Origin of the sequence: Serratia inhibens, from assembly GCF_003591175.1 — a bacterium.
GTDB lineage: Bacteria > Pseudomonadota > Gammaproteobacteria > Enterobacterales > Enterobacteriaceae > Serratia > Serratia inhibens.
The window spans coordinates 1,274,895-1,298,105 of the sequence record NZ_QYYG01000001.1 but is presented as its reverse complement, the minus strand read 5'-3'; the positions used below and the strand labels follow the sequence as shown (position 1 = coordinate 1,298,105).

Sequence of the window (23,211 nt, the reverse complement as noted above, 5' to 3'; positions counted from 1 at the left end):
TTAGGCTAATTTATAGCTACAAAAGCTAATGGTTTCAAACTCAAGCCAATAATTTATTTCCTTCATTCTCTCTTGGTGTGGTGTCAATTCATTTCGTAAAAAAAACTGAACAGCCTTTTCCACATCTCCAAACCCCCCAGTATTATTCGGTATAATCCCCCATCATTTGCGGCGGTACACGGTATGCACTCAGCAAATCGTCCCGAGTAGCATTCTTGATATTGAAAAAATTATCTTTGGTAGCGACCTCGCTTAGCGGCAAGATTTTAATACCGTCGGGCTTGCCGTTCGGCGCGTACATGAAGAGTTTGCGATTTAGTGTCTCGCGTGGCTTGGCGTATCCTGTCGACGTCGCTGGTGCTTTGTGCCGCGTCGGTCATATGCAGGATATAACCGGGGTGCGCGCCGTTCTGGTAATACTTACGGTGGGGTGGAGCAAAAGGCATTACCAAACACCAGATAATCCAGCGCATAGCAGGCTAAATTCCTGCTGGCTCAGCATGGAGTATCCGCTTTGCCGAACTGCCGCCCATGCTCGTACAAGCCGCTACTTGAGTGAGAACACCATAGAACGCTATCACCAGTGCCAAAATATCAATTGCAGCTGTACTTTTGTGACGCTGGAATCTATCCAACGGCAGATTGTATCACCGGGTAAAATTGATATTGCTCCATCGCATCCAACAAGGAGTAATCAGGGGTCACTTTGGATTTAACAGAAGCCGGAGAAAGCAGGTTTTTTGTGCCCCGCAAAATGGCTGTCGCCACTTTGTCGCCATCAGAGAAGCAGGCCGTACGGGAAGGCCCGTATTGCAAGGGCGGAGAGTTTTAGGCAACAAAAAACCCGATAGTCTTGAACCTAAAAAGGCGGGACTAACGGGCTCCACAAAATGGGGACATCAAAGAAAAGCAGTGGCACTAATTCAGACTACCCCCGGAAAGGAAAGTTCTCGCTGGCGATAAAAATTTCAAAATATATTTGCCACTGATTCATCTTTGCTGCTTATCGGTTAGCCGAGTATCCCCGGCCACAACACCACAATCAACGAGCCTGCCAGAGTTAACAACACGTTAGCTATGGCGTAGGTTCCGGCGTAGCCCAACGCAGGGATGTTGCTGCGTGCGGTGTCGCTGATGATTTCCATTGCCGGCGCACAGGTGCGTGCTCCCATAATCGCGCCGAACAGCAGGGCGCGGTTCATGCGCAGTACATAGGCACCGAACAGGAAGCAGATCACCACCGGCACCAGGCTGACGATCAACCCGGCGATCAGCATCTGGCCACCGACGGCGCCGAGGCTGTGGCCGATGCCTGCACCGGCGCTCAGGCCCACACCGGCCATAAACACCATCAGGCCAAACTCTTTCACCATGTTCAACGCACCCTGCGGAATGTAGCCGAAGGTCGGGTGGTTGGCACGCAGGAAGCCCAGCATGATGCCGGACATCAGCAGGCCGGCGGCGTTGCCGATGCCGAACGAGAAATTGCTGAACTGGATGGTGATCTGGCCAATCATCAACCCGATGATAAAGAAGGAGCAGAAGGCCAACAGGTCGGTCACCTGGCTGTGGATAGAGATAAAGCCGATTTTCTCCGCCACGCTTTTCACCCGGCGTGCGTCGCCGCTGACTTGCAGCACGTCGCCTTTGTTGAGCACTATGCTGTCGTCAATGGGCATTTCAATCTGGCTGCGGATCACCCGGTTGAGGAAGCAGCCGTGATCGGTCAGCTTTAACTGGCTCAGGCGCTTGTTTACCGCATTGCTGTTCTTGACCACGATCTCTTCGGTGACGATGCGCATGTCCAGCAGATCCCGGTCGAACACTTCTTTGCCGTTGCGGAAGCTGGGGTCCAGCCGCGCATGAGCATCCGGGTAGCCGACCAGGGAAATCTCGTCGCCCACCTGCAGCACCGCGTCGCCGTCCGGGTTCGCCAGAATGCCGTTGCGGCGGATGCGTTCTATATAGCAACCGGTCTGGCGATAGATGCCCAGTTCACGCAGGTTTTTGCCATCAGCCCAGGCTACCAGCTCCTGGCCAACGCGGTAGGCGCGAATGACCGGCAGGTAAACCTTGCGCTGGCTGTCGGTATCCAGGCCACGCTCGCGGGCAATCTGTTGGGCGGAGGTGGAGAGATCCTGATGTTGCAGCTTGGGCAGATAGCGTGCGCCGAAGATCAGGCTCACCAAGCCAATCAGGTAGGTCAGGGCATAGCCGAGGCTCAGATGGTCCTGTGCCGCCAGCAGCGCCGGGCCGTTGACGATGGTGTTGCGTAGCGTATCGCCTGCGCCCACCAGCACCGGGGTCGAGGTCATCGATCCGGCCAGCATGCCGGCGGTTAGCCCGATGTCCCAATGGAACAACTTGCCAAGGCCGATAGCGATCACCATCGCGGAACCGACCATCACCAGCGCCAGCATCAGGTAATTTTTGCCGTCGCGGAAAAAAATTGAGAAAAAGTTTGGCCCGGCTTCCACGCCGACGCAGAAAATAAACAGCATAAAGCCGAGATTCAGCGCTTCGGTGTTAATGGCGAAATGTTGTTGGCCCAACAGCAGCGAAACCACCAAAACGCCAATGGAATTACCGAGTTGAACGGAGCCAAGACGAACTTTACCGAGGCACAGCCCCAGTGCGAGTACCACAAACAGTAACAGGATGTAGTTACCGTTTAACAAACTAGCGACGTTTATGTTCACGGAGGATAACTTATTGTTTACCAGTAAGTGCTTGATGTAGATGACTATAAGATATAAATTCAGTCGAAAAATGACGTCATAAATAACTAACCAGCGGAAGGCGATTCGAACCATCGATCGGCGGCGTATATTCTAGTCGCTATAGCGCGTGACAGCCAGCATTAAGCTGAGTTCCTGCGCCGCCAAACGCATTTAACTCTCTTTAGACCAAGGAAAAAATTCAGCTCGGCGTTGCCGTTTATGGCAAGGCGTCACCGGCTTTGTGACACGGCTGATTTCTATGGGGTAGTGACGACGCTAAAGGGGAGTCTCCGCATGGCGAATTATCGGTATTGGGTAGGTATTTTAAGCTGCTCTCTGTTGTTCAGCCTGGTGTTTCTCGGCCAGCAGAGCGGGGCATTCGGCAGTACGGATCATGAGCATCACGGTGAAACCGGCCTGCTGCTGTTTGTGATACCCGGCATGATCGCCAGCTATTTGTCGAGCAAAAAGCGGATCCTCTGCCCGTTGCTGGGCGCGCTGTATGCGTTGCCGCTATGCCTGGCGATCCGCCATTTTTGGCTGACGCCGTTTTATTCGTTCTGGCAGGAACTGGCTTATGCCACCAGCGCGGTGTTTTGGTGCGTATTCGGTGCCATGCTGGCGCTGTTTGCGCGCAGCCTGCTGCAGATTTTCCAGCAATGCCACCGCCGCGAACGACAATAAAAAAAGGCGCCCTAAGCGCCTTTTTGCCGTACAACCTGAGGCTTACTGGAACAGATTCAGGTTTTCTTTGGCGTAGGCTTCGAAATCTGTGAAGCCGCCAACGTGTTTCTCATCAAGGAAAATCTGCGGTACGGTTTCTACCGGCTTGCCGACGGTTTTTTCCAGATCGGCCTTGGTGATGCCTTCTGCGTGGATATCAATATAACGGAAGTTGAAATCGTCACGGTCTTCAGTCAGTTTTTCCGCCAACTCTTTTGCACGGACACAATAAGGACAGCCTGGGCGCCCGAAGATCACTGCAAACATGCATCACTCCTTAGTTGATATTCAATTATTTAATCGCTACAGCAACGACATTCTGTCAGCCGAAAAAGCCTCAGTCTGCGCATTACCTGCGTTGATGCCGGTTACTATGCCCGTTGGCTCGGTGAAAAAAAAGCAGGAATTACCTGTTAATCTGATTCATGTAACCGATTAAGCCGCCGGGGCTGTCGCCGCCGGGGGGAATTCACTACACTGGAGGCAGTGCCTCTGGAGAAGAAAAATATGCGTTCATTCGGTGACTTACCGCGTCCGGTGCTGGTATTGGAAGGCCTGGGTATGCTGTTGTTGGTGCTGGCCTATCTGAGTATTCACGATCATGTCCAGTTGCCGGGTTGGCTGGCTTCACAGCAGGCGGCGGTGGCGATGATCTTTCTCGGGGTGGCGCTGATGGTGCCGGCGGCGGCGTTTTTGGTCTGGCGCGTGGCGCAGGGCTTTGGCCCGTTGATGCGCGGCGGCCTGCCGCCGGAAAACGATCGGCACAAGCCCGATCCGAAAAACGCGCCGGATGATAAAAAAGACCATGAGCCGCGCGCCTGAGCGCCGGCCGCCGATAACATGCCTGCCTGGCAGGTAATTGCTTTTTGGGGTGACGAGTGAAAATTGCCATTCTTTCGCGCGATGGAACGCTGTATTCGTGCAAACGCCTGCGGGAAGCGGCGGAGCAGCGCGGGCACAGCATTGATATTATCGATCCGCTCTCCTGTTATATGAACATCAACCCCGCTGCGCCGACCATCCATTATCGCGGCCGCCAGTTGGACCGTTATGATGCGGTGATCCCGCGTATCGGCTCCGCCATCACTTTTTATGGTACCGCAGTGCTGCGGCAGTTTGAGCTGCTGGGCAGCTACCCACTGAATGAGTCGGTGGCGATCACCCGGGCGCGCGACAAGCTGCGCTCGCTGCAATTGCTGGCGCGTCAGGGGATAGATCTGCCGATCACCGGTTTCGCTCATTCGCCGGACGATACCGGCGATCTGATCGAGCTGGTCGGCGGTGCGCCGCTGGTGGTCAAACTGGTCGAAGGCACTCAGGGTATCGGCGTGGTGTTGGCGGAAACGCGCCAGGCGGCGGAGAGCGTGATTGACGCCTTCCGCGGCCTCAACGCCCATATTCTGGTGCAGGAGTTCATTCGCGAGGCGCAGGGCAGGGACGTGCGCTGTCTGGTGGTGGGCGGCAAGGTCGTGGCCGCTATCGAGCGCCAGGCCAAGGCCGGGGAGTTCCGCTCCAACCTGCACCGCGGCGGCACCGCCCGCAAAGTGAGCATTACCGCCAAAGAGCGGGCGATTGCGGTGAAGGCTGCGACTACGCTGGGGTTGGATGTCGCCGGGGTGGATATCCTGCGTGCGGCCCGTGGCCCACTGGTGATGGAAGTCAACGCTTCACCGGGGTTGGAAGGGGTGGAGGGCACTACCGGGCTGGATATCGCCGGCATGATGATCGAATACATTGAACAGCGCGCACGGCCGGGGTTTCGCTTGAAATCGGGTGGCTGAATGCCCGTCGGCAAAGATTCGCGGCTTTGCGGCTGGTGCGGTGACCTTTTCTCGCCCATATTTATCCTAATAGCGAATTAAGCGGCTTTGATCGTGGCGTATTGGGGCAATATTCCGTAAGCTATGCGCCTTTTTCGCGTTTTGAATATTGTGAGGCTGGTAATATGGATTCACTCATTGTCCCTGATTTGGCGTTGTTGCGACGTTGGCTGGATCAATCGGGCATTTCATTCTTTGAGTGCGATTCCTGTCAGGCGCTGCACCTGCCGCACATGCAAAATTTCGACGGCGTGTTTGACGCCAAGATCGATCTGGTCGACAACGTGATCTTGTTCTCCGCGTTGGCCGAGGTAAAACCGACCGCGTTGATCCCGCTGGTGGCCGATCTCAGCCAGATCAACGCCAGTTCGCTGACCATCAAGGCGTTTGTCGATATCCAGGACGACAACCTGCCGAAACTGATTGTCTGTCAGTCGCTGAGTATCGCCGTGGGCGTGACGCTGGAGCAGTTCACCCACTTTATGCAGCAGGGCGAAGAACAGATCTCGATGGTGATCCTCGAGGCGCGGGCGAACGATCTGCTGTTTATGGGTGATGAAGAAGAGAACCCGGCTACCGCTGACCGCCAGCCAATGTTGCATTGATCCCCGCTGTAGCTGATGCATGCCGTACCTCCGGCGGCATGCTGCCCTTATTTCCTTCCGCAATAATATATTCTGCGTTTTACCCTCTGTTGCCAGATATTTCTCGCCGTTTATGCCATTAATGGCGTATCACATAGAGAGAAACTGCATAAAAAATCGATAAAAGGCGTTTTTAGCCCTGAAGGCTGGTGCGTTCCGGCAACACCGGTTATGCTGCTGATTCTGCTAAGGGCTTGCGATTCCCCTTGTAACCACGCGGGCTGGACAGCTGAAAAAGGCTTATGCAATCAAATGCATAGCCATTCAATTCGCGGTTGCAACGATTGCGCTCGATCAGGAAAGGTTTTGTATCATTTCGGGATACAAGTTCAATTCTATGATTCACCCCTGTTTTGGAGGAAGTTACGGATGGTCACCCAACGTAAAAAGTGGTTATCGGGTGTTGTTGCCGGCCTGCTGATGGCCGCGTCCGTCACAGCGTCAGCCGATGAAAAAACGCTGCACGTCTATAACTGGTCCGACTATATTGCGCCGGACACCTTAGCTAAATTCCAGAAAGAAACCGGCATCAAAGTGGTGTACGACGTCTTTGACTCCAACGAAGTGCTGGAAGGCAAATTGATGGCGGGCAGCACCGGTTATGACCTGGTGGTACCTTCGTCCAACTTCCTTGAGCGCCAGTCGAAGGCCGGTATCTTCGAGCCGCTCGACAAGAGCAAAATGCCGAATTACAAAAACCTTGATCCCGAGATGCTGCAACTGGTGGCGCATAACGACAAGGACAACAAGTACGGCATTCCTTACCTGATGGTGACCACCGGCATCGGCTATAACGTCGACAAGGTGAAAGCGGTGCTGGGCAAAGACGCGCCGGTCGACAGCTGGGATCTGATCCTCAAACCGGAAAACCTTGAAAAACTGAAAAGCTGCGGTGTTTCCTTCCTGGATGCGCCTAGCGAAATCTACGCGACCGTGCTGCATTATCTGGGTAAAGATCCCAACAGCACCAACGCGGCGGATTACACCGGCGCGGCGAACGATTTGCTGCTCAAGCTGCGGCCGAACATCCGTTACTTCCACTCTTCCCAGTACATCAACGATCTGGCGAACGGCGACATCTGCGTGGCGATCGGCTGGTCCGGTGACGTGATGCAGGCAGCTAACCGCGCCAAAGAAGCGAAGAATGGCGTGAACGTGGCTTATACCATCCCGAAAGAAGGGGCGCTGACCTATTTTGACATGTTCGCCATGCCGGCGGATGCCAAAAACAAGGACGCTGCTTACCAGTTCCTGAACTTCCTGCTGAAGCCTGACGTGATGGCGGGCATCAGCAACTTCGTGTATTACGCCAACGCGGTGAAGGATTCCACGCCGCTGGTGAACGCCGATATACGCAATAATCCGAACGTGTATCCACCGGTCGATCTGCGCGCCAAGCTGTTCACGCTGAATGTGCAATCGCCGAAGCTGGACCGTGTCATTACCCGTGCCTGGACTAAAGTTAAAAGCGGGAAGTAATACGTAAGGGCTCAGCCAACCGAGCCCGGTTTTCAGTCGTGTTCTGATCAGCAGGCGGGTGCTCCCCGCCTGCGTTGCCATTTTGGGCCATGGCAATCGCCGTGGTTTTTTGCACTGCTTTACACCGGAGAGCACCCCGATTGAACGACGCCATTCCTCGTCCTCAAGCCAAGTCGCAGAAGGTTTTTACCCCTCTGCTGGAAATCCGTAACCTCACTAAAACCTTTGATGGACAAAATGCGGTCGAAGACGTCAGCCTGACCATCTACAAGGGCGAAATCTTTGCGCTACTGGGGCCGTCCGGCTGTGGCAAGTCTACGTTATTGCGCATGCTGGCCGGTTTTGAACAGCCAACGGAAGGGCAGATTATGCTCGACGGGCAGGACATGTCGCACGTGCCGCCCTACCAGCGGCCAATCAATATGATGTTCCAGTCTTACGCGTTGTTCCCGCACATGACGGTTGAGCAGAACATCGCTTTCGGCCTGAAGCAGGACAAAATGCCGCGTGCGGAAATCGCCGAGCGGGTGGCGGAGATGCTGTCGCTGGTGCACATGCAAGAGTTCGCCAAACGCAAGCCGCACCAGCTCTCCGGCGGCCAGCGCCAGCGTGTGGCGCTGGCACGCAGCCTGGCCAAGCGGCCGAAGCTGTTGCTGCTGGATGAACCTATGGGCGCGCTGGATAAAAAACTGCGTGACCGCATGCAGCTTGAAGTGACGGATATTCTTGAGCGCGTAGGCGTGACCTGCGTAATGGTCACCCACGATCAGGAAGAAGCGATGACCATGGCGGGGCGCATCGCCATCATGAACCGCGGCAAGTTTGTGCAAATCGGTGAGCCGGAAGAGATCTACGAGCATCCGAACAGCCGCTTCAGCGCCGAATTTATCGGCTCGGTCAACGTCTTTGACTGCGTGCTGCAGGAGCGTCATGACGATGCGCTGATCCTGCAAAGCCCCGGCCTGCGTCATGCGCTGAAAGTGGATCCTGATTCGTCGGTGGTGGACGGCGTGCCGATCCAGGTTGCGCTGCGACCGGAAAAAATCATGCTGTGCGAAGAGGTGCCGCAAGACGGCTGCAACTTTGCGGTGGGGGAAGTGGTGCATATCGCTTACCTTGGCGATCTGTCGATCTACCACGTGAAGCTGCTCAGCGGCCAGATGCTCAGCGCCCAGTTGCAGAACGGCCACCGTTTCCGCAAAGGGATGCCGACCTGGGGCGATGAAGTGCGTCTGTGTTGGGAAGCCGACAGCTGCGTAGTGTTGACGGTGTAGTTGAGAAGGTGAGGAGTAATTGTTATGACAATGCTTTCTGAACGCACGCCGCCGGAACCGCCGGCTAACGGCCCCGGCCCGCTCAAAGCGTTTTTCCAGCGCCTGCAAATGGCCCACGGCCGCAAACTGGTGATCGCAGTGCCGCTGCTGTGGCTTACGCTGCTGTTCCTGCTGCCGTTCTTGATTGTGTTCAAGATCAGCCTGTCGGAGCTGGCGCTGGCCGTTCCGCCTTATACCGATCTGATGAGCTGGGCGGAAGGCAAGCTGGATATCGCGCTCAACTTTGCCAACTACCTGCAATTGACCGACGATCCGCTGTATCTGGATGCCTATCTGCAATCGTTGCAGGTGGCGGCGGTATCGACGATTTGCTGCCTGATCATCGGCTACCCGCTGGCGTGGGCGGTGGCGCACAGCAAGTCTTCAACCCGCAATATTTTGCTGCTGTTGGTGATCCTGCCGTCGTGGACCTCGTTCCTGATCCGCGTTTACGCCTGGATGGGGATCCTGAAAAACAACGGTATCCTCAATAACTTCCTGCTGTGGTTGGGGGTTATCGACCAACCCTTGGTGATCCTGCATACCAATCTGGCGGTGTATATCGGCGTGGTGTATTCCTACCTGCCGTTTATGGTATTGCCCATTTATACCGCGCTGACGCGGCTGGATTACTCGTTGGTTGAGGCTTCGCTGGACCTGGGTGCCAAACCGTTGAAAACCTTCTTTAGCGTGATCGTGCCGCTGACCCGCGGTGGCATTATCGCCGGCTCGATGCTGGTGTTTATCCCGGCGGTGGGCGAGTTTGTGATCCCGGAACTGCTGGGCGGGCCGGACAGCATCATGATCGGCCGCGTACTGTGGCAAGAGTTCTTCAATAACCGCGACTGGCCGGTGGCCTCGTCGGTTGCCACCGTCATGCTGTTGTTGCTGATCGTACCTATTCTCTGGTTCCACAAGCACCAGAACAAGGAAATGGGGGGGCAGGGATGAACAACTTGCCGGTAGTGCGTTCACCGTGGCGTATCGCCATTCTGGTGATAGGTTTCACCTTCCTGTATGCGCCGATGCTGATGCTGGTCATTTACTCGTTCAACAGTTCCAAGCTGGTGACGGTATGGGCCGGTTGGTCGACGCGCTGGTATTCGGAGCTGTTCCATGATTCGGCGATGATCAGCGCCGTTGGACTGAGCCTGACGATAGCGGCCGCTTCGGCGACCGCCGCGGTGGTGCTGGGGGCGATTGCCGCCGTGGTGATGGTGCGTTTTGGCCGTTTCCGCGGGTCAACGGGGTTTGCCTTTATGCTGACTGCGCCGCTGGTCATGCCGGACGTGATCACCGGCCTGTCGCTGCTGCTGCTGTTTGTGGCGATGGGGCACGCGTTTGGCTGGCCGTCGGAGCGCGGGATGTTCACCATCTGGTTGGCGCACGTCACCTTCTGTACCGCCTATGTCTCGGTGGTGATCAGTTCGCGCCTGCGTGAGCTGGACCGCTCGATCGAAGAGGCGGCGATGGATCTGGGCGCGACGCCGCTGAAAGTGTTCTTCGTGATCACGCTGCCGATGATTGCCCCGGCGCTGGTTGCCGGCTGGATGCTGGCGTTCACTCTGTCGCTGGATGATCTGGTTATTGCCAGCTTCGTCGCCGGGCCTGGCGCCACCACCTTGCCGATGTTGGTGTTCTCCAGCGTGCGCATGGGGGTGAATCCGGAAATCAACGCCCTGGCGAGTTTGATTCTGCTGGTGGTGGGGATTATCGGTTTGATTGCCTGGTGGTTTATGGCGCGCTCGGAAAAACAGCGATCGCGCGAATTACAAAAGGCCGCCCGTAGCTGATTCGGTTCAAACCTGCTATTTTTGCAATTATTGGTATTGCAATTGATTACCTGACTTTATATATGCCGCCTGAATAGGCGGCGTTTGGTTGTATACACGGATATGTCAGACATGCTGAACAGCAGGCAGGGAATGAGATCGACTTCAGATGCGCCGGTAGCGGTGATGGTGGCCGGGACGGCAATGGTGGCTATCAAATGCATCAGCGTGTTGTTGCTGTTGGGGGAACTGGGTGTCGACGGCACTCAGGAATTTGTCAATACCAGCGCCCAGGCCTGGGATTCCACGTTTATTTTTCTGGCCGGCCTGCTGTTGCTGTGCCTGCAAATCAGCTGCGGCTTTGCGGTGATGCGCGGTCACAATTGGGGGCGCTGGTGCTACGTGATATGCCAGTGTTTGGTAGTCGGTTATTTGCTGTTGGCGACCATCGGTAACTTTCTGCCGGAGGTTTTTACCGTTGAAGGGGAAACCAGCAGCCAGATCCTGCATGTCTTGATCCTGCAAAAAATTCCCGACGCGGTTATCCTGGCGTTACTGTTTGTTCCCGTCACCAGCCGCCGGTATTTCGCCGCGCGTCATTGAGATTTTAACGGCGTAGAGTGATAAACTCTGCGCCCTTAATTATTCACCCCGAACCCACAGGGTCATCTTTATGCATTGCGCTTTGTATACGGCGGGAACCTGCCGTTCCTGTCAGTGGCTGGAAAAACCTTACCCACAGCAACTGACGGACAAACAGCATCACCTGCAGTCGCTGCTGGCCGGGCGTGATGTCGCCCAGTGGCTGGAGCCGCTTGCCGGCGAGCAGAGCGCGTTTCGCAATAAAGCCAAAATGGTGGTCAGCGGCAGCGTAGAGCGCCCGCTGCTGGGCATGCTGCATCGCGACGGTACGGCAGTCGATCTGGGTGCTTGCCCGTTGTATCCTGCCAGTTTTGAACCCATGTTCGTGGTGTTGAAAAGCTTTATCGCCCGCGCCGGCCTGACGCCGTATAACGTGGCGCGCAAGCGCGGCGAACTGAAGTACCTGCTGTTGACCGAAAGCACCCACAGCGGCGGCGTAATGCTGCGCTTTGTGCTGCGTTCGGACAGCAAACTGGCGCAACTGCGGGCCGCATTGCCGTGGCTGCAGCAGCAGTTGCCGCAGCTCAGGGTGATTTCCGCCAATATTCAGCCGGTGCATATGGCGATTATGGAAGGGGAGCGCGAGATCCCGCTGACCGAGCAGCAGGCGCTGGAAGAGCAGTTTAATCAGGTGCCGCTGTATATCCGCCCGCAAAGTTTCTTCCAGACCAATCCGCAGGTGGCGGCCAAACTGTACGCTACCGCGCGCGACTGGGTTCGGGGGTTGGGTATAGACAGCATGTGGGATCTGTTCTGCGGCGTGGGTGGGTTTGGCCTGCACTGCGCGCAGCCGGAAACCCGGCTCACCGGCATCGAAATCAGCGCCGAAGCCATTGCTTGCGCGCGCCAGTCGGCGGAAACGCTGGGTTTGCAGCACGTCAGTTTCCAGGCGCTGGACTCCACGCGTTTTGCCACCGCTGAAGGCAGCGTGCCGCAGTTGGTGCTGGTCAATCCGCCACGGCGCGGTATCGGCCAGGCGCTGTGCGACTACCTGAACCAGATGGCGCCAGACTACATTCTGTATTCAAGCTGCAATGCCGAGAGCATGGCGAAAGACATTGAAGGGCTGCCGGATTATTGCATCGAGCGTGTGCAGCTGTTTGATATGTTCCCGCATACCGCCCATTACGAAGTGCTGACGCTGTTGGTACGTCATTAAAGGCGTTTTTTGGCAGCTGTATAGGCCTCTGAGCGCTCACGCTTACCTATCGAAAGTACCAGCACCACAATCTCCTCGTCGATGACGCGATAGACCAGACGGTAACCGGAAGCCTTAAGTTTTATTTTATAGCAATCCGGTAGGCCAGAGAGTCTATTGGCGGGAATACATGGATTTTCTAATACTGTTGCCAGTTTTTTCTTGAATTGCTCCCGAAGTACCGGGGCCAGTTTCTTAAATTCCTTTAGTGCATGTTCTTCGAATTCAAGGCTATAAGTCATCCAGATTGACCTTAATACGTTTGCCACTCATCCGTGAGCGGGCTATTTTTGCGAGTTCAATATCTTCCAGGTATTCAGAGATTGCTTCCCACGTTTCCGGAGAGACGTAATAGCCGGAGATCTTTCCATTGGTAAGTACTGCCACAGGTTGCCCGTTGGCTTCTTTGAGCGCAGTGTTAGGCGATTTTTTAAAATCACTGATGCTGACGGCTGAGTTTGCGAGGATAGGCTGAACGATCATGTGGTATTGCCTTTGGTGTTAAATTTAGTATCAAATTTAACACCAAACTAAAATGGCGGCAATTGTTGAAAAGCAACAAGGCAGGGCAGGATATGCCATGCCCTGGTCGTCTTACTGCGGGAACCACTTGTCGTTGATGGCCTTGTAAGTCCCGTCGGCTTTGATGGCGTCCAGTGCGGCGTTCAGCTTGGCCAGCAGCGCCTTATTGTCTGGACGTACTGCAATGCCCAAACCTGTGCCGAAGTACTGCGCGTCGGTGACGTGCTCGCCTACCGGCGCCAGTTGAGGGTTGTTCTTCAGCCATTCGTTCACCACGGCGGTATCGCCGAATACGCCGTCGATACGGCCATTTTTCAGCTCGAGAATGGCATTCTGATAGCTGTCGTAAGAGACGGTGTTAATCTCCGGGTGCTTGTCCTGCATGTATTTCTGATGAGTGGTGCCGTTCTCCATACCCACCTTCTTGCCTTTCAGATCGGCCAGCGAGCTGAACTTGCCTTTCTGGGCGATCACAATCGCCGAGTTGGCGTAGTACGGCTGGGTGAAGGCGACCTGCTTGCTGCGCTCCGGCGTGATGTCCATGCCTGAGATCACCGCATCGTATTTTTTGAATTTCAGCGCGGCGATCAGGCTGTCGAACGCCTGGTTGGTGAAGGTGCATTCCGCCTTCATTTGTTTGCACAGTGCGTTAGCCAGATCGATATCGAAACCGACGATTTTATTGCTGGCATCCAGTGATTCAAACGGCGGGTAGGTGGCGGAAGCGGCGAAGCGAATGGTGTCGGCAGCGCCGGCATTGAAGGCGATCCCGGCCAGCACCGTTGCGGCAAGTAATAGTTTTTTCATGCGTAAAGCTCCTGTCTGCAAGTCTGCGTATTTTTATCTCTCCACCGCTTGATTTTACTGACAATAACCCAAAGGTTCATGCGGTGGTCGCTGGCGTTTACCCTGCCATTTAATGAATTGATATGCAATATAAATGATTAAAAATTACAGCGGAAATAAAAAGCCCTGCGCGAAGGCAGGGCTTGAAGGAGGAGCAGAGCACTCAGTTGCGGCGTTCGAACGCCAACGCACGCCGCTCGACGATGCGCATCAGCAACGTCAGCAGACCGTTGACGCACAGATACACCAGCCCGGCGGCACCAAATACCATCACGTCATAGGTGCGGCCATACATCAGTTGGCTATAGCCCATCACTTCCATCAGGGTGATGGTATAAGCCAGCGAGGTACTTTTGAACACCAGCACCACTTCGTTGGAGTAGGACGACAGCGCGCGCTTGAAGGCGAAAGGCAGCAGAATGCGCAGCGACTGTGAGCGTGACATGCCCAGCGCTTCGCAGGATTGCCATTGACCGGCCGGGATCGCCCGCACTGCACCGTAAAACAACTGGGTGGTGTAGGCGGCGCTGTTCAGCGCCAGGGCGATCATCGCGCACAGCCATGGCTGCGACAGCAGATCCCAAAGCCACGGATACTCGCGGATCGCCGGGAACTGGCCGGGGCCGTAGTAGATCAGGAATATCTGTACCAGCAGCGGGGTGCCGGTGAACAGCGTGATATAGATCTTCACCAGCGGCGTCAGGATCGGCGTTTTCAGCGTCAGGATCACCGTCAGCAGCAGCGACAGCACCAGCGCCACAATCAGCGCGGTGATGGTCAGCGTCAGGCTGGTGTGCAGCCCTTTGATAATTTCCGGCAAGAACTCAAGCATCAGACTGGCCCCCGCTCAAAACGCGTGGTGCGCAGTTCTATACGTTTGAGAGCGTACTGGCTGAACAGGGTGACGACCAGATAAATTGCCGCTGCAATCACGTACCAGGTAAAAGGCTCCTGGGTACGGGTGGCGATGCTCTTGGTTTGCAACATCAGATCGTTAACGCTGATCAATGACACCAGCGCCGTATCTTTCAGCAATACCAGCCATTGGTTGCCGAGGCCAGGCAACGCATGGCGCCACATCTGCGGCATTATCAGGCGAAAGAAAATGGCCGCCGTGCTCATACCGAGCGCCTGTCCGGATTCCCACTGCCCCTGCGGCACGGCCTTCAATGCGCCGCGCAGCGTCTGCGACGCATAAGCCGAATAGAGCAGGGCGAGCGCGATAACGCCGCACAGGAACGGGCTGACTTCGAAGTTATCGATCGCCAGTTGGATGGGCAGTTGGAACAGGCCGAAATTCAGGGTGAAGCCGTCGGACAGCATCAACAGCAGCTGCGACGAACCGAAATAGATGAACAGCACCACCAGAATTTCCGGCAGGCCGCGCAGCAGCGTCACCCAGGCGGTACCGAGCCAGCTGACGACTTTCCAGCGTGACGATTCCCAGACGGCAAACAGCATCGCCAGGATCAGCCCGAGGATAAGGGCACAAACGGCAAGGCCGACGGTCATCCCGGCGGCGCTTGCTAGAGGTTGAATTTCATTCATCGGGGTTGATTACTGCTGGAACCATTTTTTGTAGATGGTTTCGTAAGTCCCATCCTGCTTGATTTTGTCCAGAGCCGCATTGAACTTGCCCTGCAACTCGGTGTTTTTCTGACGCACGGCAATGCCCAGACCGGTGCCGAAGTAGTCTTTGTCCGTCACTTTATCGCCTACCGCCGCCAGCGCTGCATTCTGTTTCAACCACTCGTTGACCACCGCAGTGTCGCCGAATACCGCATCGACACGGCCATTTTTCAGATCCAGAATGGCATTCTGATAGCTGTCATAAGGTACGGTCGTGATTTCCGGGTGTTTGTCGGTCAGGTATTTTTGATGGGTGGTGCCATTCTGCACGCCCACTTTTTTGCCTTTCAGCGCTGCTACGTCAGCCACTTTGTCTTTCTGTGCGACAAACAGAGCGGAGTTATCGTAATACGGCTTGGTGAACAGCACCTGTTTTTCACGCTCGGGGGTGATGTCCATACCGGCCATGACAGCGTCGAAGCGCTTGAACTTCAGGCTTGGGATCAGGCTGTCGAAGGCCTGATTGGTGAAGGTGCATTCGGCCTGGATCTCTTTACACAGCGCATTGGCCAGATCGACGTCAAAACCCTGGATCTTGTTGCCGGCGTCAATAAATTCAAATGGAGGATATGAGGCTTCGGTAGCGAAACGGATCGTTTCGGCTGCAGAGGCGGAAACGCTGATGCCGGCCAGAACGGCGGCTATTATTAGTTTTTTCATCGCAAACTCCCCAAATTACAGCAAGTAAAATTATTAGTGTGATAAGTAATTGGCAAACTCGGTGGTCTGCGGCTGCGCAAAATGGCTGGCATCGCCCTGTTCCACTACGCGACCGTTTTCCATGTACACCACGCGGCTGGCGGTCTTGCGCGCCACTTCCACTTCGTGGGTCACAATCACCTGGGTGATCCCGGTACCGGCCAATTCGCGAATGATACTGACGATCTGGGCGGTAATTTCAGGATCCAGCGCGGCGGTCGGTTCATCGAACAGCAGCACCTGTGGCTCCATCATCAACGCACGGGCGATCGCCACGCGCTGTTGCTGACCGCCGGAAAGGTGCAGCGGGAAACGATCGGCAAAGTCGGTCAGGCGCAAACGCTTCAGCAGTTTGTCCGCGCGTTCCATCGCCTGCGCCTTGGTCAGACCCAACACGCGGCACGGTGCCTCGATCAGGTTTTGCACCACGCTGAGGTGTGGCCAGAGGTTGTATTGCTGGAACACCATACCAACGTTCTGACGCAGTTCGCGAATGGCTTTTTCGCCCGGAGCCTGTTTGAAATCGAATTGGTTACCGGCGATCTGCAATTGCCCGGAACGGGGCATCTCCAGCAGGTTCAATACCCGCAGCAATGAGCTTTTCCCGGCGCCGCTTGGACCCAGCAGCACCAAAGTTTCCCCTGCTGGGCATTCCAGCGTGATGTCAAACAGCGCCTGATGTGCGCCGTAATAGCAGTTGATACCGTTAAGTTGAATGCTCATGCGCCAGAATTGAATAGATATTGATGCCGCGAATGTTAACTTCCACAGAATACTTATGCAATCTTTGTGCGTTAAAATTTATTACTGCGCGGCAGAATAGTAAAAGAATAGCACAAGATACCGCGACTCAGGTTCGAATGGGGGATTTGTCGTGCATGCTGTGAGGTATGTAGCGAAATTTCTTAAATTGAACAAAGGTTGAGCGTAATCAAGGCATTTGGCCACCGACGCCCAAAGCGCGCCGGTGGCGGGGGGCTTACTGGTTTTCCAACACCTGGCGCAGCGTGCCACTGGCGGCGTGCGGCGGTACGTTCAGGTAGCGGATATCGTCCACCACCCAACAGGTGCCTTCACGCACCATCAGCACTTCATCTTGCCAGTTGACCGCGCTGCCGCCGTCTTTTTGATGGCTCAACTGAACGCGCAGCGGGATATTTTTCGCATCGGTGTTAGGAATGGTAGACGCACCGGCAACGGTGGCGCTGGTCGCCCCCTGAGCATTGCCGGAGAACAGATCGCCGGTTACCTGATGCTTGCCCGGGTTTTGGTTGGCTGTGACCAGATCCTGGTACAACACTTTACTCAGATAAGGCTGTAATTGTGCCAGACGGTTGCTGTCCGGCAGGGAAGCCGCGGGGCCTTGTTGCAGGCGCAGATCGTAAAATTTCTGTGCGACCGTATCCGGGCCGCCTTCCACACAACCGCCGGTACGGGTGCCGATATCCTTGAATGCCGGATCGACGGTGGTACAGGCACTCAATAACAGCGCTAAGGGAAAAACAGCCGCAATCGTTTTTGTTTTCATCTGATTACCTTATGTGAAAGTCTCTACCATGAAGACCGATAGCCTACAGTATAAATGCGTTTTCGGGCCATGCATTCGTACTGAGTGCCATTCCCTAACAGAACATAGTGCTAAAACTATGGTCATAGAAAAGTGATGAATTAATCAAACAAGGAATTCTGATGCAGCTTTCAACCACCCCGACCCTGGAAGGGTTTACCATTACCGAATACTGCGGCGTTGTCACCGGTGAGGCGATCCTCGGTGCCAATATTTTTCGTGATTTCTTCGCTGGCGTGCGCGATATCGTCGGTGGCCGCTCCGGCGCTTACGAGAAAGAACTGCGTAAAGCTCGCTTGATAGCATTCCAGGAGCTGGAAGAACAGGCGAAAGAGCTGGGCGCCAACGCGGTGGTCGGCATTGATATCGACTATGAAACCGTGGGTAAAGACAGCAGCATGCTGATGGTGACCGTCAGCGGCACCGCAGTGAAAGTAAGCCGCTAACTCCTCTTGATGAAACGCCCTGCACCGGGGCGTTTTGTTTTGTACGTCTGCCTGTGGCATCTGCTGCGATTATTGATTAACGTTAGCGGTATGTCAGGCCGTCAAAGCATTGGAGGGAGACGTGAAAGTTTGGCCAGGGATCATTGCCGCCACGCTGCTTGCCGGTTGCCAAACCGCACCGCAGGGTACCACCGTCGATCGCGGCGGCTACCAGCTTGAAACTCTGCATCAGGCGCAAGGCGCCGACCAGCGAATCCGTTTTCTGGTGATGCACTACACCGCAGAAGATTTCCATTCTTCGTTAAAAACGCTGACGGATGAACATGTCAGCGCACATTACCTGCTGCCGGCACATCCGCTGCGGGAGTGGGGCAAACCGGTTGCCTTTCAACTGGTGCCGGAAGCGTTGCGCGCCTGGCACGCCGGGGCCAGCTATTGGCGCGGTCGCACCAGCCTGAATGACACCTCTATAGGCATTGAGATCGTCAATCGCGGGTTCAGCCGCAGCCTGCTGTTTACCCATTGGCAGCCGTATACGCCCGAGCAAATTGCGCTGCTGATCCCCCTAAGCCGGGATATCATTCAGCGCTACGGCATTCAGCCGACCGACGTGGTGGGGCACAGCGATATTGCGCCGCAGCGCAAGCAAGACCCCGGCCCGCTCTTTCCCTGGCAGCAACTGGCGGAGGCGGGGATAGGTGCCTGGCCGGACGCGGCAGAGGTGCAAAGGCGATTGGCGGGGCGTGACCGCCATGCGGCGGTGCCGTTGGCGCCACTGCTGGAAAAACTGGCGCGTTACGGTTATGGCGTCGATGCGCGGTGGGATGCGCGGCAGCAGCGAAACCTGCTGGCGGCGTTTCAGATGCACTTCCGGCCCAGCGATTTTCGCGGTGAGCCGGATGCTGAAAGCGAGGCGATTGTCGATGCGTTGCTGCAGAAGTACGGTGCGGCGCGTTGATTACAGGCCGTACAGCTTGCCGTGTTCTTTCAGCCAGCGGGCGGTGCGGGTAATGCCTTCATCCAGCGAAACAATCGGCTGATAATTCAGTTCCTGTTGCGCGCGGCTGGTATCCAACGTCAGATCAAAATTGAGCTTGGCGACGCCATAATGGGTGAGTACCGGCTCTTTCTCGCTCTTACTGCCGAGCTTCTCCATGCCGCGCGCCATCATATCCAGCATCGGGTAGGGCACCGAGCGGATCCGGCATTTCATGCCCAGTTCGTCGATCAACTGTTGCACCACGCTGCGCAACGGGCGCGCTTGTTGGTTGGTGATGTTGTAGGCGCGCCCGGACGGCGTATCCTCCTTCTGGGTCGCCAGCCACATGGCGTGCACCGCGTTTTCCAGATAGGTCATATCCACCAGCGCTTCACCGCCGCGCGGCAGCAGCAGGTTACCGTAATGCTTAATCATCTGCAGCAGGCGCGGCAACATCACTTTGTCGTGGGGCCCGAACAGCCCCTGAGGGCGCAGGATGGTGAAGTGGGTCTGCGGGTTGGACAGCGCCAGTTGCTGGATCACCTGCTCGCCGGCGGCCTTGCTGCGCGCAAACTCGTTGGCATAGCGCGCCGGCCGGAAATCTTCGGTAATGTTGCGATGGTGATGGTAATCGAAGTAAATCGCCGGTGAAGAGATATGGATAAACTGCGAAACGCCATAGGCCGCCGCCCATTCGCCCAGGCGACGGGTGGCGCGCACGTTGGCCAGCTCAAACGCCTCTTCGGTGCCCCAGGGGGAGGTAAAACTGGAGCAGTGCCACAGCACGTCCACCTCGGCCAGCATAGCTTTGGCCTGCGATGAGATCAGGTTGGTGAGATCGGCATGAATGAATTCCGCGCCCATTTTTTCCAGCAAACTGCCCATGGCCTGATTACGGCCGGTGGCGCGTACTTTTATGCCCTGGCGGCGGAGATATTCAACGGCGTTACGGCCTAACCCACTGGTTGCACCGGTGACCAATACCTTCATAACGAACTCTATTCTCGCCAAAAATCAGAATGCTGAAGGCCGTCAGCGGCACCCCAGCAAATAAGATGCCATTCTTCCGTGATTTCGTGCGCTATGCAATCGGAAAGGGCTTAACCGCAGCAGCAAACTGTGCGGTTGATCGACAAATGAGCATCAGGCTGTGCCGCGGGTTACGGCCGATTGCGTTCGTGGTGTTCGGCCAGCTTCGCAATACGTTGTGCCATGCCGCGAAAAATGAACAGGTGAGCGGGCATCATGGCGAACCAGTACAGCAACCCGCTGAAACCGGCGGGGTGCCACCAGGCGCGCACATCGAGGCTGCGGCGATCGCCGTGATCTTTGATCGTGAAGGTTAAACGGCCCAGGCCAGGCGCTTTCATGCCGAACAAGAGCGCCAGTTGGCGTTGCGGCTTGAGGGTGATCACTTTCCAGCCGTCGACCAGATCGCCCACCGCCAGCGTATCGCGCTGCGGACGGCCATATACCACCCGATTGCCGATCATATCGTCCATGCGGGCGCGGATCTGCCACAGGAGATTGGCATAGAAATACCCCTCTTTGCCGCCCAGTTGCTGCACCACGTGCCACAACGCCTGGCTGGACGCCTGGGTTTCCAACGTGCAGCCCGCCTGCTTGGGATAGAAACCGTAACCCGGTCGCCAGCGTGCCCGCGCCTCCGGATCGTAGCCCCAGTCGGCAGAGTCGACCACCTCCTTCTCGCGGCGCAGGGTTTCGCGCACCGCTTCATCGAAAGTCTGCAATGTTTGCGGGATCAGCGCCTGCAGCGGTTTGCCGTCGGCGGGCAAGTCGTGGTTCAGGCCCTGAATCAGCGCGCTGGCGATGGGGGGGGGCACTGAGGTGATCAGGCTGACGAACCACACTGAAATAAAGCGCGTGGGCAGGGGGATCGGGATCAGCCAACGCTGCTTGCCGCTGATGTGGATGAAACGCTCAAACATTGTCTGGTAGCTGATGTATTCCGGGCCGGCGATGTCAAAAATGCGGTTTTCTTCCGCCGGATGCGCCAGCAGATCGGCCAGATACACCAGCAGGTTTTCCAGCGCCACCGGCGAAGATTTAGAGCGCACCCAGCGTGGCGGCGTCAGCACCGGCAGGTTATAGACCATATCGCGCATCACTTCGAACGCCGCCGAACCGGGGCCGACGATAATGCCGGCGCGTAATTCGGTGACCGGGATACCGCTTTGGCGCAGGATTTCCCCGGTCAACTTGCGCGCCGCCAGGTGTGGCGAACTGTCGCCTGCCGGTTGCAATGAACCCAGAAAAATCACCTGTTTGACGGCGGAACTGCGCAGCGCGTCACGCAGGTTTTCCGCTGCCAGGCGTTCCTTTTCAATAAAGTCATCGCCATCGCCCATGCCGTGGATCAGATAATAGACGGTATCTATATCCCACAGCGCGGCGGCCAGGGTTTCCGGACGGTAAACGTCGACATAGTGGCAGTCGACCTGCGGCCAATTCTGTTCCTGCATCCATTCCAGACGGCGTGCGGCGGCGGTAATGGTATGTCCCTGTTCGATCAGGTGAGGGATCAGGTTCTGGCCAATGTAGCCGCTGGCTCCGAGAACCAATACGCGTTGGGGTGTCATCAGCGCTGCCTTATGCAGTGAAAGTCGGTGACAGAATGCCAAACCTGGCGTTTAAATGCACTTTTTGTGTGGTTATGAGGGAGTTGCATCTGCCAACAGGCGGGGTCACACTACGCGCCGTTTGCCTGCGATAAGACGGATGATATGAAACTGAATGCTGTTTGTTATGCCCTGTTGGGCCTGGCTTTAATCGCCAGCCTGTTTTTCCTGCATCCGATTGGGATGTGGTGGCTGTTGGCCAACCTGCTGACGTTGCTGGTGTATGGCGCGGATAAGTTTGCTGCACGCAAGGGCTGGCAACGGGTGCCGGAAAGCACGTTGCTGGTGTTTGGGCTGGTGGGTGGCTGGATCGGCGCGATAGTCGCACAGCAGCTGTTTCGCCATAAAACCCAGAAACAACCGTTCAAAACCTGGTTTATCCTCAGCGTGGTGCTGAATCTGGTGGTGACGCTGGGTATCTGGTACTGGGTTTACGGCCGCTGGATTATCTGAAGGTGGGGCGCAGTGGCGCCCCGTTCGCGCCAGGATTCAGGCATGCTGGCGGAGGAACTCCCGCCATAAATCGACGACTTGCTGCAGATCCTGACGGCTGACGTCGAGATGGGTCAGGATGCGCGTCAGTGGCCCGCTGCTGATCAGCACGCCACGCTCTCGCATCCACGGCCCCAGTTTAGCCGCCAGTTCTGGCGATTGGCGCAGGTACAGGACGTTGGTTTGCGCGCCCGGTTCGGCAATCTCCACGCCCATTCCCTGCAATTGCTGCTCCAGCCATTTGGCGTTGTCGTGATCATCGCGCAGCCGTTCGACGTTATGTTCAAGCGCATACAAACCTGCCGCCGCCAGAATACCGGCCTGGCGCAGGCCGCCGCCGGTCATTTTGCGCCAGCGCACGGCGCGCTGAATAAAGGCTTCACTGCCGCACAGCAGCGAACCTACCGGCGCGCCCAGCCCTTTCGACAGGCAGATGGTGAAGGTGTCGCAATACTGCACAATGTCTTTCAGCGGCAGATTAAGCGCGACGGCGGCATTGAAGATGCGCGCGCCGTCGATGTGCAGCGCCAACTGATGCTCGCGGGTGAACCGCCAGGCCTGTTGCAGGTACTCCTGCGGCAGCACGCGGCCGCTGATGGTGTTTTCCAGACTCAGCAGACGGGTTCTGGCGAAGTGAATGTCATCGGGTTTGATTGCCGCCGCTACCTTGTCCAGCGGCAGGGTGCCGTCCGGGTTCGCCTCAATCGGCTGTGGCTGGATACTGCCGAGCACCGCCGCGCCGCCGGCCTCGTATTTATAGTTATGAGCCTGCTGGCCGACAATATATTCGTCGCCGCGCTGACAGTGACTCAACAGCGCCACCAGGTTGGCCTGGGTGCCGCTCGGCAGAAACAGCGCCGCTTCCTTGCCGGACAGACGAACCGCTTCGGCCTCCAGCGCGTTTACCGTGGGATCATCGCCATAGACGTCATCGCCCACTTCGGCCTGAGCCATGGCTTGGCGCATGGCGGTACAGGGGCGGGTCACGGTATCACTGCGTAAATCAATAAGCATACAATTCCTTTATCCCCTTTATCTTTCAAGCCGCAGCGTTGTTAGCTGCATGGGGATAGTTATAGTG

27 protein-coding genes and 1 pseudogene are annotated in these 23,211 nt (G+C 56.2%); 14 read left to right on the top strand and 14 right to left on the bottom strand.

Going from position 1 to position 23,211, the window contains the following annotated elements; translation table 11 throughout:
- A pseudogene (locus tag D4100_RS25900) lies at window positions 1-425 on the bottom strand (phage portal protein); the annotation flags it as partial.
- Between the two features lie 75 nt (window positions 426-500).
- On the opposite strand from D4100_RS25900, the gene D4100_RS06200 reads away from it, so the two are divergent.
- The gene (locus tag D4100_RS06200; RefSeq protein WP_119804114.1) at window positions 501-716 is read left to right on the top strand and encodes a DNA-binding transcriptional regulator; all 216 of its coding nucleotides are present in this window, start codon (window positions 501-503) and stop codon (window positions 714-716) included.
- Window positions 717-1,010: 294 nt separating this feature from the next.
- Here D4100_RS06200 and D4100_RS06195 read toward each other — a convergent pair whose 3' ends face one another.
- Window positions 1,011-2,699, bottom strand: coding sequence for an aspartate:alanine antiporter (locus tag D4100_RS06195; protein WP_006320902.1), 1,689 nt, complete (start codon window positions 2,697-2,699; stop codon window positions 1,011-1,013).
- 315 nt (window positions 2,700-3,014) lie between these two features.
- Between D4100_RS06195 and D4100_RS06190 the strand changes: the two genes are divergently transcribed.
- Window positions 3,015-3,404 (top strand): inner membrane protein YbjM, encoded by a 390-nt coding sequence (locus D4100_RS06190; protein ID WP_119803550.1) that lies wholly within the window; start codon window positions 3,015-3,017, stop codon window positions 3,402-3,404.
- 42 nt (window positions 3,405-3,446) lie between these two features.
- Here the strand turns inward: D4100_RS06190 and D4100_RS06185 are convergent, their stop codons facing one another.
- A complete protein-coding gene (locus D4100_RS06185) occupies window positions 3,447-3,710 on the bottom strand; it encodes a GrxA family glutaredoxin (RefSeq protein ID WP_004942515.1) in 264 nt (87 codons plus the stop codon).
- A gap of 240 nt (window positions 3,711-3,950) precedes the next feature.
- Here D4100_RS06185 and D4100_RS06180 point away from each other — a divergent pair, with 240 nt between their 5' ends.
- The 9 genes from D4100_RS06180 to rlmC all read left to right on the top strand — a co-directional run bounded on the left by D4100_RS06180 (window position 3,951) and on the right by rlmC (window position 12,272).
- Window positions 3,951-4,265, top strand: a complete 315-nt coding sequence (locus D4100_RS06180; RefSeq protein WP_119803548.1) for a YbjC family protein — start codon at window positions 3,951-3,953, stop codon at window positions 4,263-4,265.
- A 56-nt stretch (window positions 4,266-4,321) separates the two neighbouring features.
- Window positions 4,322-5,224, top strand: a complete 903-nt coding sequence (rimK, locus tag D4100_RS06175; RefSeq protein ID WP_006320899.1) for a 30S ribosomal protein S6--L-glutamate ligase — start codon at window positions 4,322-4,324, stop codon at window positions 5,222-5,224.
- 164 nt (window positions 5,225-5,388) lie between these two features.
- Complete coding sequence (locus tag D4100_RS06170; RefSeq protein WP_006320898.1) at window positions 5,389-5,868, top strand: type III secretion system chaperone family protein; 480 nt, start codon at window positions 5,389-5,391, stop codon at window positions 5,866-5,868.
- 408 nt (window positions 5,869-6,276) lie between these two features.
- On the top strand, window positions 6,277-7,386 hold the full coding sequence (potF, locus tag D4100_RS06165) for a spermidine/putrescine ABC transporter substrate-binding protein PotF (protein WP_119803546.1): 1,110 nt from the start codon (window positions 6,277-6,279) through the stop codon (window positions 7,384-7,386).
- 140 nt (window positions 7,387-7,526) lie between these two features.
- A complete protein-coding gene (gene potG / locus D4100_RS06160) occupies window positions 7,527-8,660 on the top strand; it encodes a putrescine ABC transporter ATP-binding subunit PotG (RefSeq protein WP_006320896.1) in 1,134 nt (377 codons plus the stop codon).
- A 24-nt stretch (window positions 8,661-8,684) separates the two neighbouring features.
- The gene (gene potH / locus D4100_RS06155; protein WP_006320895.1) at window positions 8,685-9,650 is read left to right on the top strand and encodes a putrescine ABC transporter permease PotH; all 966 of its coding nucleotides are present in this window, start codon (window positions 8,685-8,687) and stop codon (window positions 9,648-9,650) included.
- A complete protein-coding gene (gene potI, locus D4100_RS06150; RefSeq protein ID WP_006320894.1) occupies window positions 9,647-10,492 on the top strand; it encodes a putrescine ABC transporter permease PotI in 846 nt (281 codons plus the stop codon). Before potH ends, potI begins: the two co-directional genes overlap by 4 nt.
- 102 nt (window positions 10,493-10,594) lie before the next feature.
- The gene (locus tag D4100_RS06145) at window positions 10,595-11,074 is read left to right on the top strand and encodes a YbjO family protein (RefSeq protein ID WP_119803544.1); all 480 of its coding nucleotides are present in this window, start codon (window positions 10,595-10,597) and stop codon (window positions 11,072-11,074) included.
- A 70-nt stretch (window positions 11,075-11,144) separates the two neighbouring features.
- A complete protein-coding gene (gene rlmC / locus D4100_RS06140; protein WP_119803542.1) occupies window positions 11,145-12,272 on the top strand; it encodes a 23S rRNA (uracil(747)-C(5))-methyltransferase RlmC in 1,128 nt (375 codons plus the stop codon).
- Here rlmC and D4100_RS06135 read toward each other — a convergent pair.
- The 8 genes from D4100_RS06135 to D4100_RS06100 all read right to left on the bottom strand — a co-directional run bounded on the left by D4100_RS06135 (window position 12,269) and on the right by D4100_RS06100 (window position 17,535).
- A complete protein-coding gene (locus D4100_RS06135) occupies window positions 12,269-12,553 on the bottom strand; it encodes a type II toxin-antitoxin system RelE family toxin (protein ID WP_119803540.1) in 285 nt (94 codons plus the stop codon). The genes rlmC and D4100_RS06135 overlap by 4 nt on opposite strands.
- Window positions 12,543-12,794 (bottom strand): type II toxin-antitoxin system Phd/YefM family antitoxin, encoded by a 252-nt coding sequence (locus D4100_RS06130; protein ID WP_006320890.1) that lies wholly within the window; start codon window positions 12,792-12,794, stop codon window positions 12,543-12,545. The genes D4100_RS06135 and D4100_RS06130 overlap by 11 nt, the downstream gene beginning before the upstream one ends.
- Window positions 12,795-12,905: 111 nt before the next feature.
- Window positions 12,906-13,640, bottom strand: a complete 735-nt coding sequence (artJ, locus tag D4100_RS06125) for an arginine ABC transporter substrate-binding protein (RefSeq protein WP_006320889.1) — start codon at window positions 13,638-13,640, stop codon at window positions 12,906-12,908.
- Between the two features lie 202 nt (window positions 13,641-13,842).
- Complete coding sequence (gene artM, locus D4100_RS06120) at window positions 13,843-14,511, bottom strand: arginine ABC transporter permease ArtM (protein ID WP_006320888.1); 669 nt, start codon at window positions 14,509-14,511, stop codon at window positions 13,843-13,845.
- Window positions 14,511-15,227, bottom strand: a complete 717-nt coding sequence (gene artQ, locus D4100_RS06115; RefSeq protein WP_013812256.1) for an arginine ABC transporter permease ArtQ — start codon at window positions 15,225-15,227, stop codon at window positions 14,511-14,513. The genes artM and artQ overlap by 1 nt, the downstream gene beginning before the upstream one ends.
- Before the next feature lie 9 nt (window positions 15,228-15,236).
- Entirely contained in the window at window positions 15,237-15,968 is a 732-nt protein-coding gene (gene artJ, locus D4100_RS06110) for an arginine ABC transporter substrate-binding protein (protein ID WP_006320886.1), read from the bottom strand.
- 33 nt (window positions 15,969-16,001) lie between these two features.
- Window positions 16,002-16,730: an arginine ABC transporter ATP-binding protein ArtP gene (gene artP / locus D4100_RS06105; RefSeq protein WP_006320885.1), complete on the bottom strand. Its 729-nt coding sequence runs from the start codon at window positions 16,728-16,730 to the stop codon at window positions 16,002-16,004.
- Between the two features lie 256 nt (window positions 16,731-16,986).
- Window positions 16,987-17,535 (bottom strand): lipoprotein, encoded by a 549-nt coding sequence (locus D4100_RS06100; RefSeq protein WP_119803538.1) that lies wholly within the window; start codon window positions 17,533-17,535, stop codon window positions 16,987-16,989.
- A 161-nt stretch (window positions 17,536-17,696) separates the two neighbouring features.
- Here D4100_RS06100 and D4100_RS06095 point away from each other — a divergent pair, with 161 nt between their 5' ends.
- Together D4100_RS06095 and D4100_RS06090 are read left to right on the top strand one after the other, a co-directional pair.
- Window positions 17,697-18,020 (top strand): heavy metal-binding domain-containing protein, encoded by a 324-nt coding sequence (locus D4100_RS06095; RefSeq protein WP_004942542.1) that lies wholly within the window; start codon window positions 17,697-17,699, stop codon window positions 18,018-18,020.
- A gap of 121 nt (window positions 18,021-18,141) precedes the next feature.
- Window positions 18,142-18,978, top strand: a complete 837-nt coding sequence (locus tag D4100_RS06090) for an N-acetylmuramoyl-L-alanine amidase (RefSeq protein WP_119803536.1) — start codon at window positions 18,142-18,144, stop codon at window positions 18,976-18,978.
- Here the strand turns inward: D4100_RS06090 and D4100_RS06085 are convergent, their stop codons facing one another.
- Both D4100_RS06085 and D4100_RS06080 read right to left on the bottom strand, forming a co-directional pair.
- On the bottom strand, window positions 18,979-19,989 hold the full coding sequence (locus D4100_RS06085) for an NAD-dependent epimerase/dehydratase family protein (RefSeq protein ID WP_119803534.1): 1,011 nt from the start codon (window positions 19,987-19,989) through the stop codon (window positions 18,979-18,981).
- A 170-nt stretch (window positions 19,990-20,159) separates the two neighbouring features.
- The gene (locus tag D4100_RS06080; protein ID WP_119803533.1) at window positions 20,160-21,599 is read right to left on the bottom strand and encodes a DUF2867 domain-containing protein; all 1,440 of its coding nucleotides are present in this window, start codon (window positions 21,597-21,599) and stop codon (window positions 20,160-20,162) included.
- Window positions 21,600-21,743: 144 nt separating this feature from the next.
- Between D4100_RS06080 and D4100_RS06075 the strand changes: the two genes are divergently transcribed.
- On the top strand, window positions 21,744-22,091 hold the full coding sequence (locus D4100_RS06075) for a DUF1294 domain-containing protein (RefSeq protein WP_006320880.1): 348 nt from the start codon (window positions 21,744-21,746) through the stop codon (window positions 22,089-22,091).
- A 36-nt stretch (window positions 22,092-22,127) separates the two neighbouring features.
- Here D4100_RS06075 and ltaE read toward each other — a convergent pair whose 3' ends face one another.
- Window positions 22,128-23,144, bottom strand: coding sequence for a low-specificity L-threonine aldolase (ltaE, locus tag D4100_RS06070; protein ID WP_119803531.1), 1,017 nt, complete (start codon window positions 23,142-23,144; stop codon window positions 22,128-22,130).
- Window positions 23,145-23,211 lie beyond the last annotated feature (67 nt).

What these genes read in the sequence shown, in the direction of transcription:
- artM (WP_006320888.1), bottom strand. Translation starts at nt 14,511, where the DNA reads ATGCTTGAGTTCTTGCCGGAAATTATCAAAGGGCTGCACACCAGCCTG.
- D4100_RS06180 (WP_119803548.1), top strand. Translation starts at nt 3,951, where the DNA reads ATGCGTTCATTCGGTGACTTACCGCGTCCGGTGCTGGTATTGGAAGGC.
- D4100_RS06130 (WP_006320890.1), bottom strand. Translation starts at nt 12,794, where the DNA reads ATGATCGTTCAGCCTATCCTCGCAAACTCAGCCGTCAGCATCAGTGAT.
- D4100_RS06075 (WP_006320880.1), top strand. Translation starts at nt 21,744, where the DNA reads ATGAAACTGAATGCTGTTTGTTATGCCCTGTTGGGCCTGGCTTTAATC.
- artP (WP_006320885.1), bottom strand. Translation starts at nt 16,730, where the DNA reads ATGAGCATTCAACTTAACGGTATCAACTGCTATTACGGCGCACATCAG.
- D4100_RS06100 (WP_119803538.1), bottom strand. Translation starts at nt 17,535, where the DNA reads ATGAAAACAAAAACGATTGCGGCTGTTTTTCCCTTAGCGCTGTTATTG.
- potH (WP_006320895.1), top strand. Translation starts at nt 8,685, where the DNA reads ATGACAATGCTTTCTGAACGCACGCCGCCGGAACCGCCGGCTAACGGC.
- D4100_RS06095 (WP_004942542.1), top strand. Translation starts at nt 17,697, where the DNA reads ATGCAGCTTTCAACCACCCCGACCCTGGAAGGGTTTACCATTACCGAA.
- potI (WP_006320894.1), top strand. Translation starts at nt 9,647, where the DNA reads ATGAACAACTTGCCGGTAGTGCGTTCACCGTGGCGTATCGCCATTCTG.
- artJ (WP_006320886.1), bottom strand. Translation starts at nt 15,968, where the DNA reads ATGAAAAAACTAATAATAGCCGCCGTTCTGGCCGGCATCAGCGTTTCC.
- artJ (WP_006320889.1), bottom strand. Translation starts at nt 13,640, where the DNA reads ATGAAAAAACTATTACTTGCCGCAACGGTGCTGGCCGGGATCGCCTTC.
- artQ (WP_013812256.1), bottom strand. Translation starts at nt 15,227, where the DNA reads ATGAATGAAATTCAACCTCTAGCAAGCGCCGCCGGGATGACCGTCGGC.
- rlmC (WP_119803542.1), top strand. Translation starts at nt 11,145, where the DNA reads ATGCATTGCGCTTTGTATACGGCGGGAACCTGCCGTTCCTGTCAGTGG.
- D4100_RS06080 (WP_119803533.1), bottom strand. Translation starts at nt 21,599, where the DNA reads ATGACACCCCAACGCGTATTGGTTCTCGGAGCCAGCGGCTACATTGGC.
- D4100_RS06200 (WP_119804114.1), top strand. Translation starts at nt 501, where the DNA reads ATGGAGTATCCGCTTTGCCGAACTGCCGCCCATGCTCGTACAAGCCGC.
- ltaE (WP_119803531.1), bottom strand. Translation starts at nt 23,144, where the DNA reads ATGCTTATTGATTTACGCAGTGATACCGTGACCCGCCCCTGTACCGCC.
- D4100_RS06190 (WP_119803550.1), top strand. Translation starts at nt 3,015, where the DNA reads ATGGCGAATTATCGGTATTGGGTAGGTATTTTAAGCTGCTCTCTGTTG.
- D4100_RS06135 (WP_119803540.1), bottom strand. Translation starts at nt 12,553, where the DNA reads ATGACTTATAGCCTTGAATTCGAAGAACATGCACTAAAGGAATTTAAG.
- D4100_RS06170 (WP_006320898.1), top strand. Translation starts at nt 5,389, where the DNA reads ATGGATTCACTCATTGTCCCTGATTTGGCGTTGTTGCGACGTTGGCTG.
- D4100_RS06145 (WP_119803544.1), top strand. Translation starts at nt 10,595, where the DNA reads ATGTCAGACATGCTGAACAGCAGGCAGGGAATGAGATCGACTTCAGAT.
- D4100_RS06085 (WP_119803534.1), bottom strand. Translation starts at nt 19,989, where the DNA reads ATGAAGGTATTGGTCACCGGTGCAACCAGTGGGTTAGGCCGTAACGCC.
- D4100_RS06185 (WP_004942515.1), bottom strand. Translation starts at nt 3,710, where the DNA reads ATGTTTGCAGTGATCTTCGGGCGCCCAGGCTGTCCTTATTGTGTCCGT.
- potF (WP_119803546.1), top strand. Translation starts at nt 6,277, where the DNA reads ATGGTCACCCAACGTAAAAAGTGGTTATCGGGTGTTGTTGCCGGCCTG.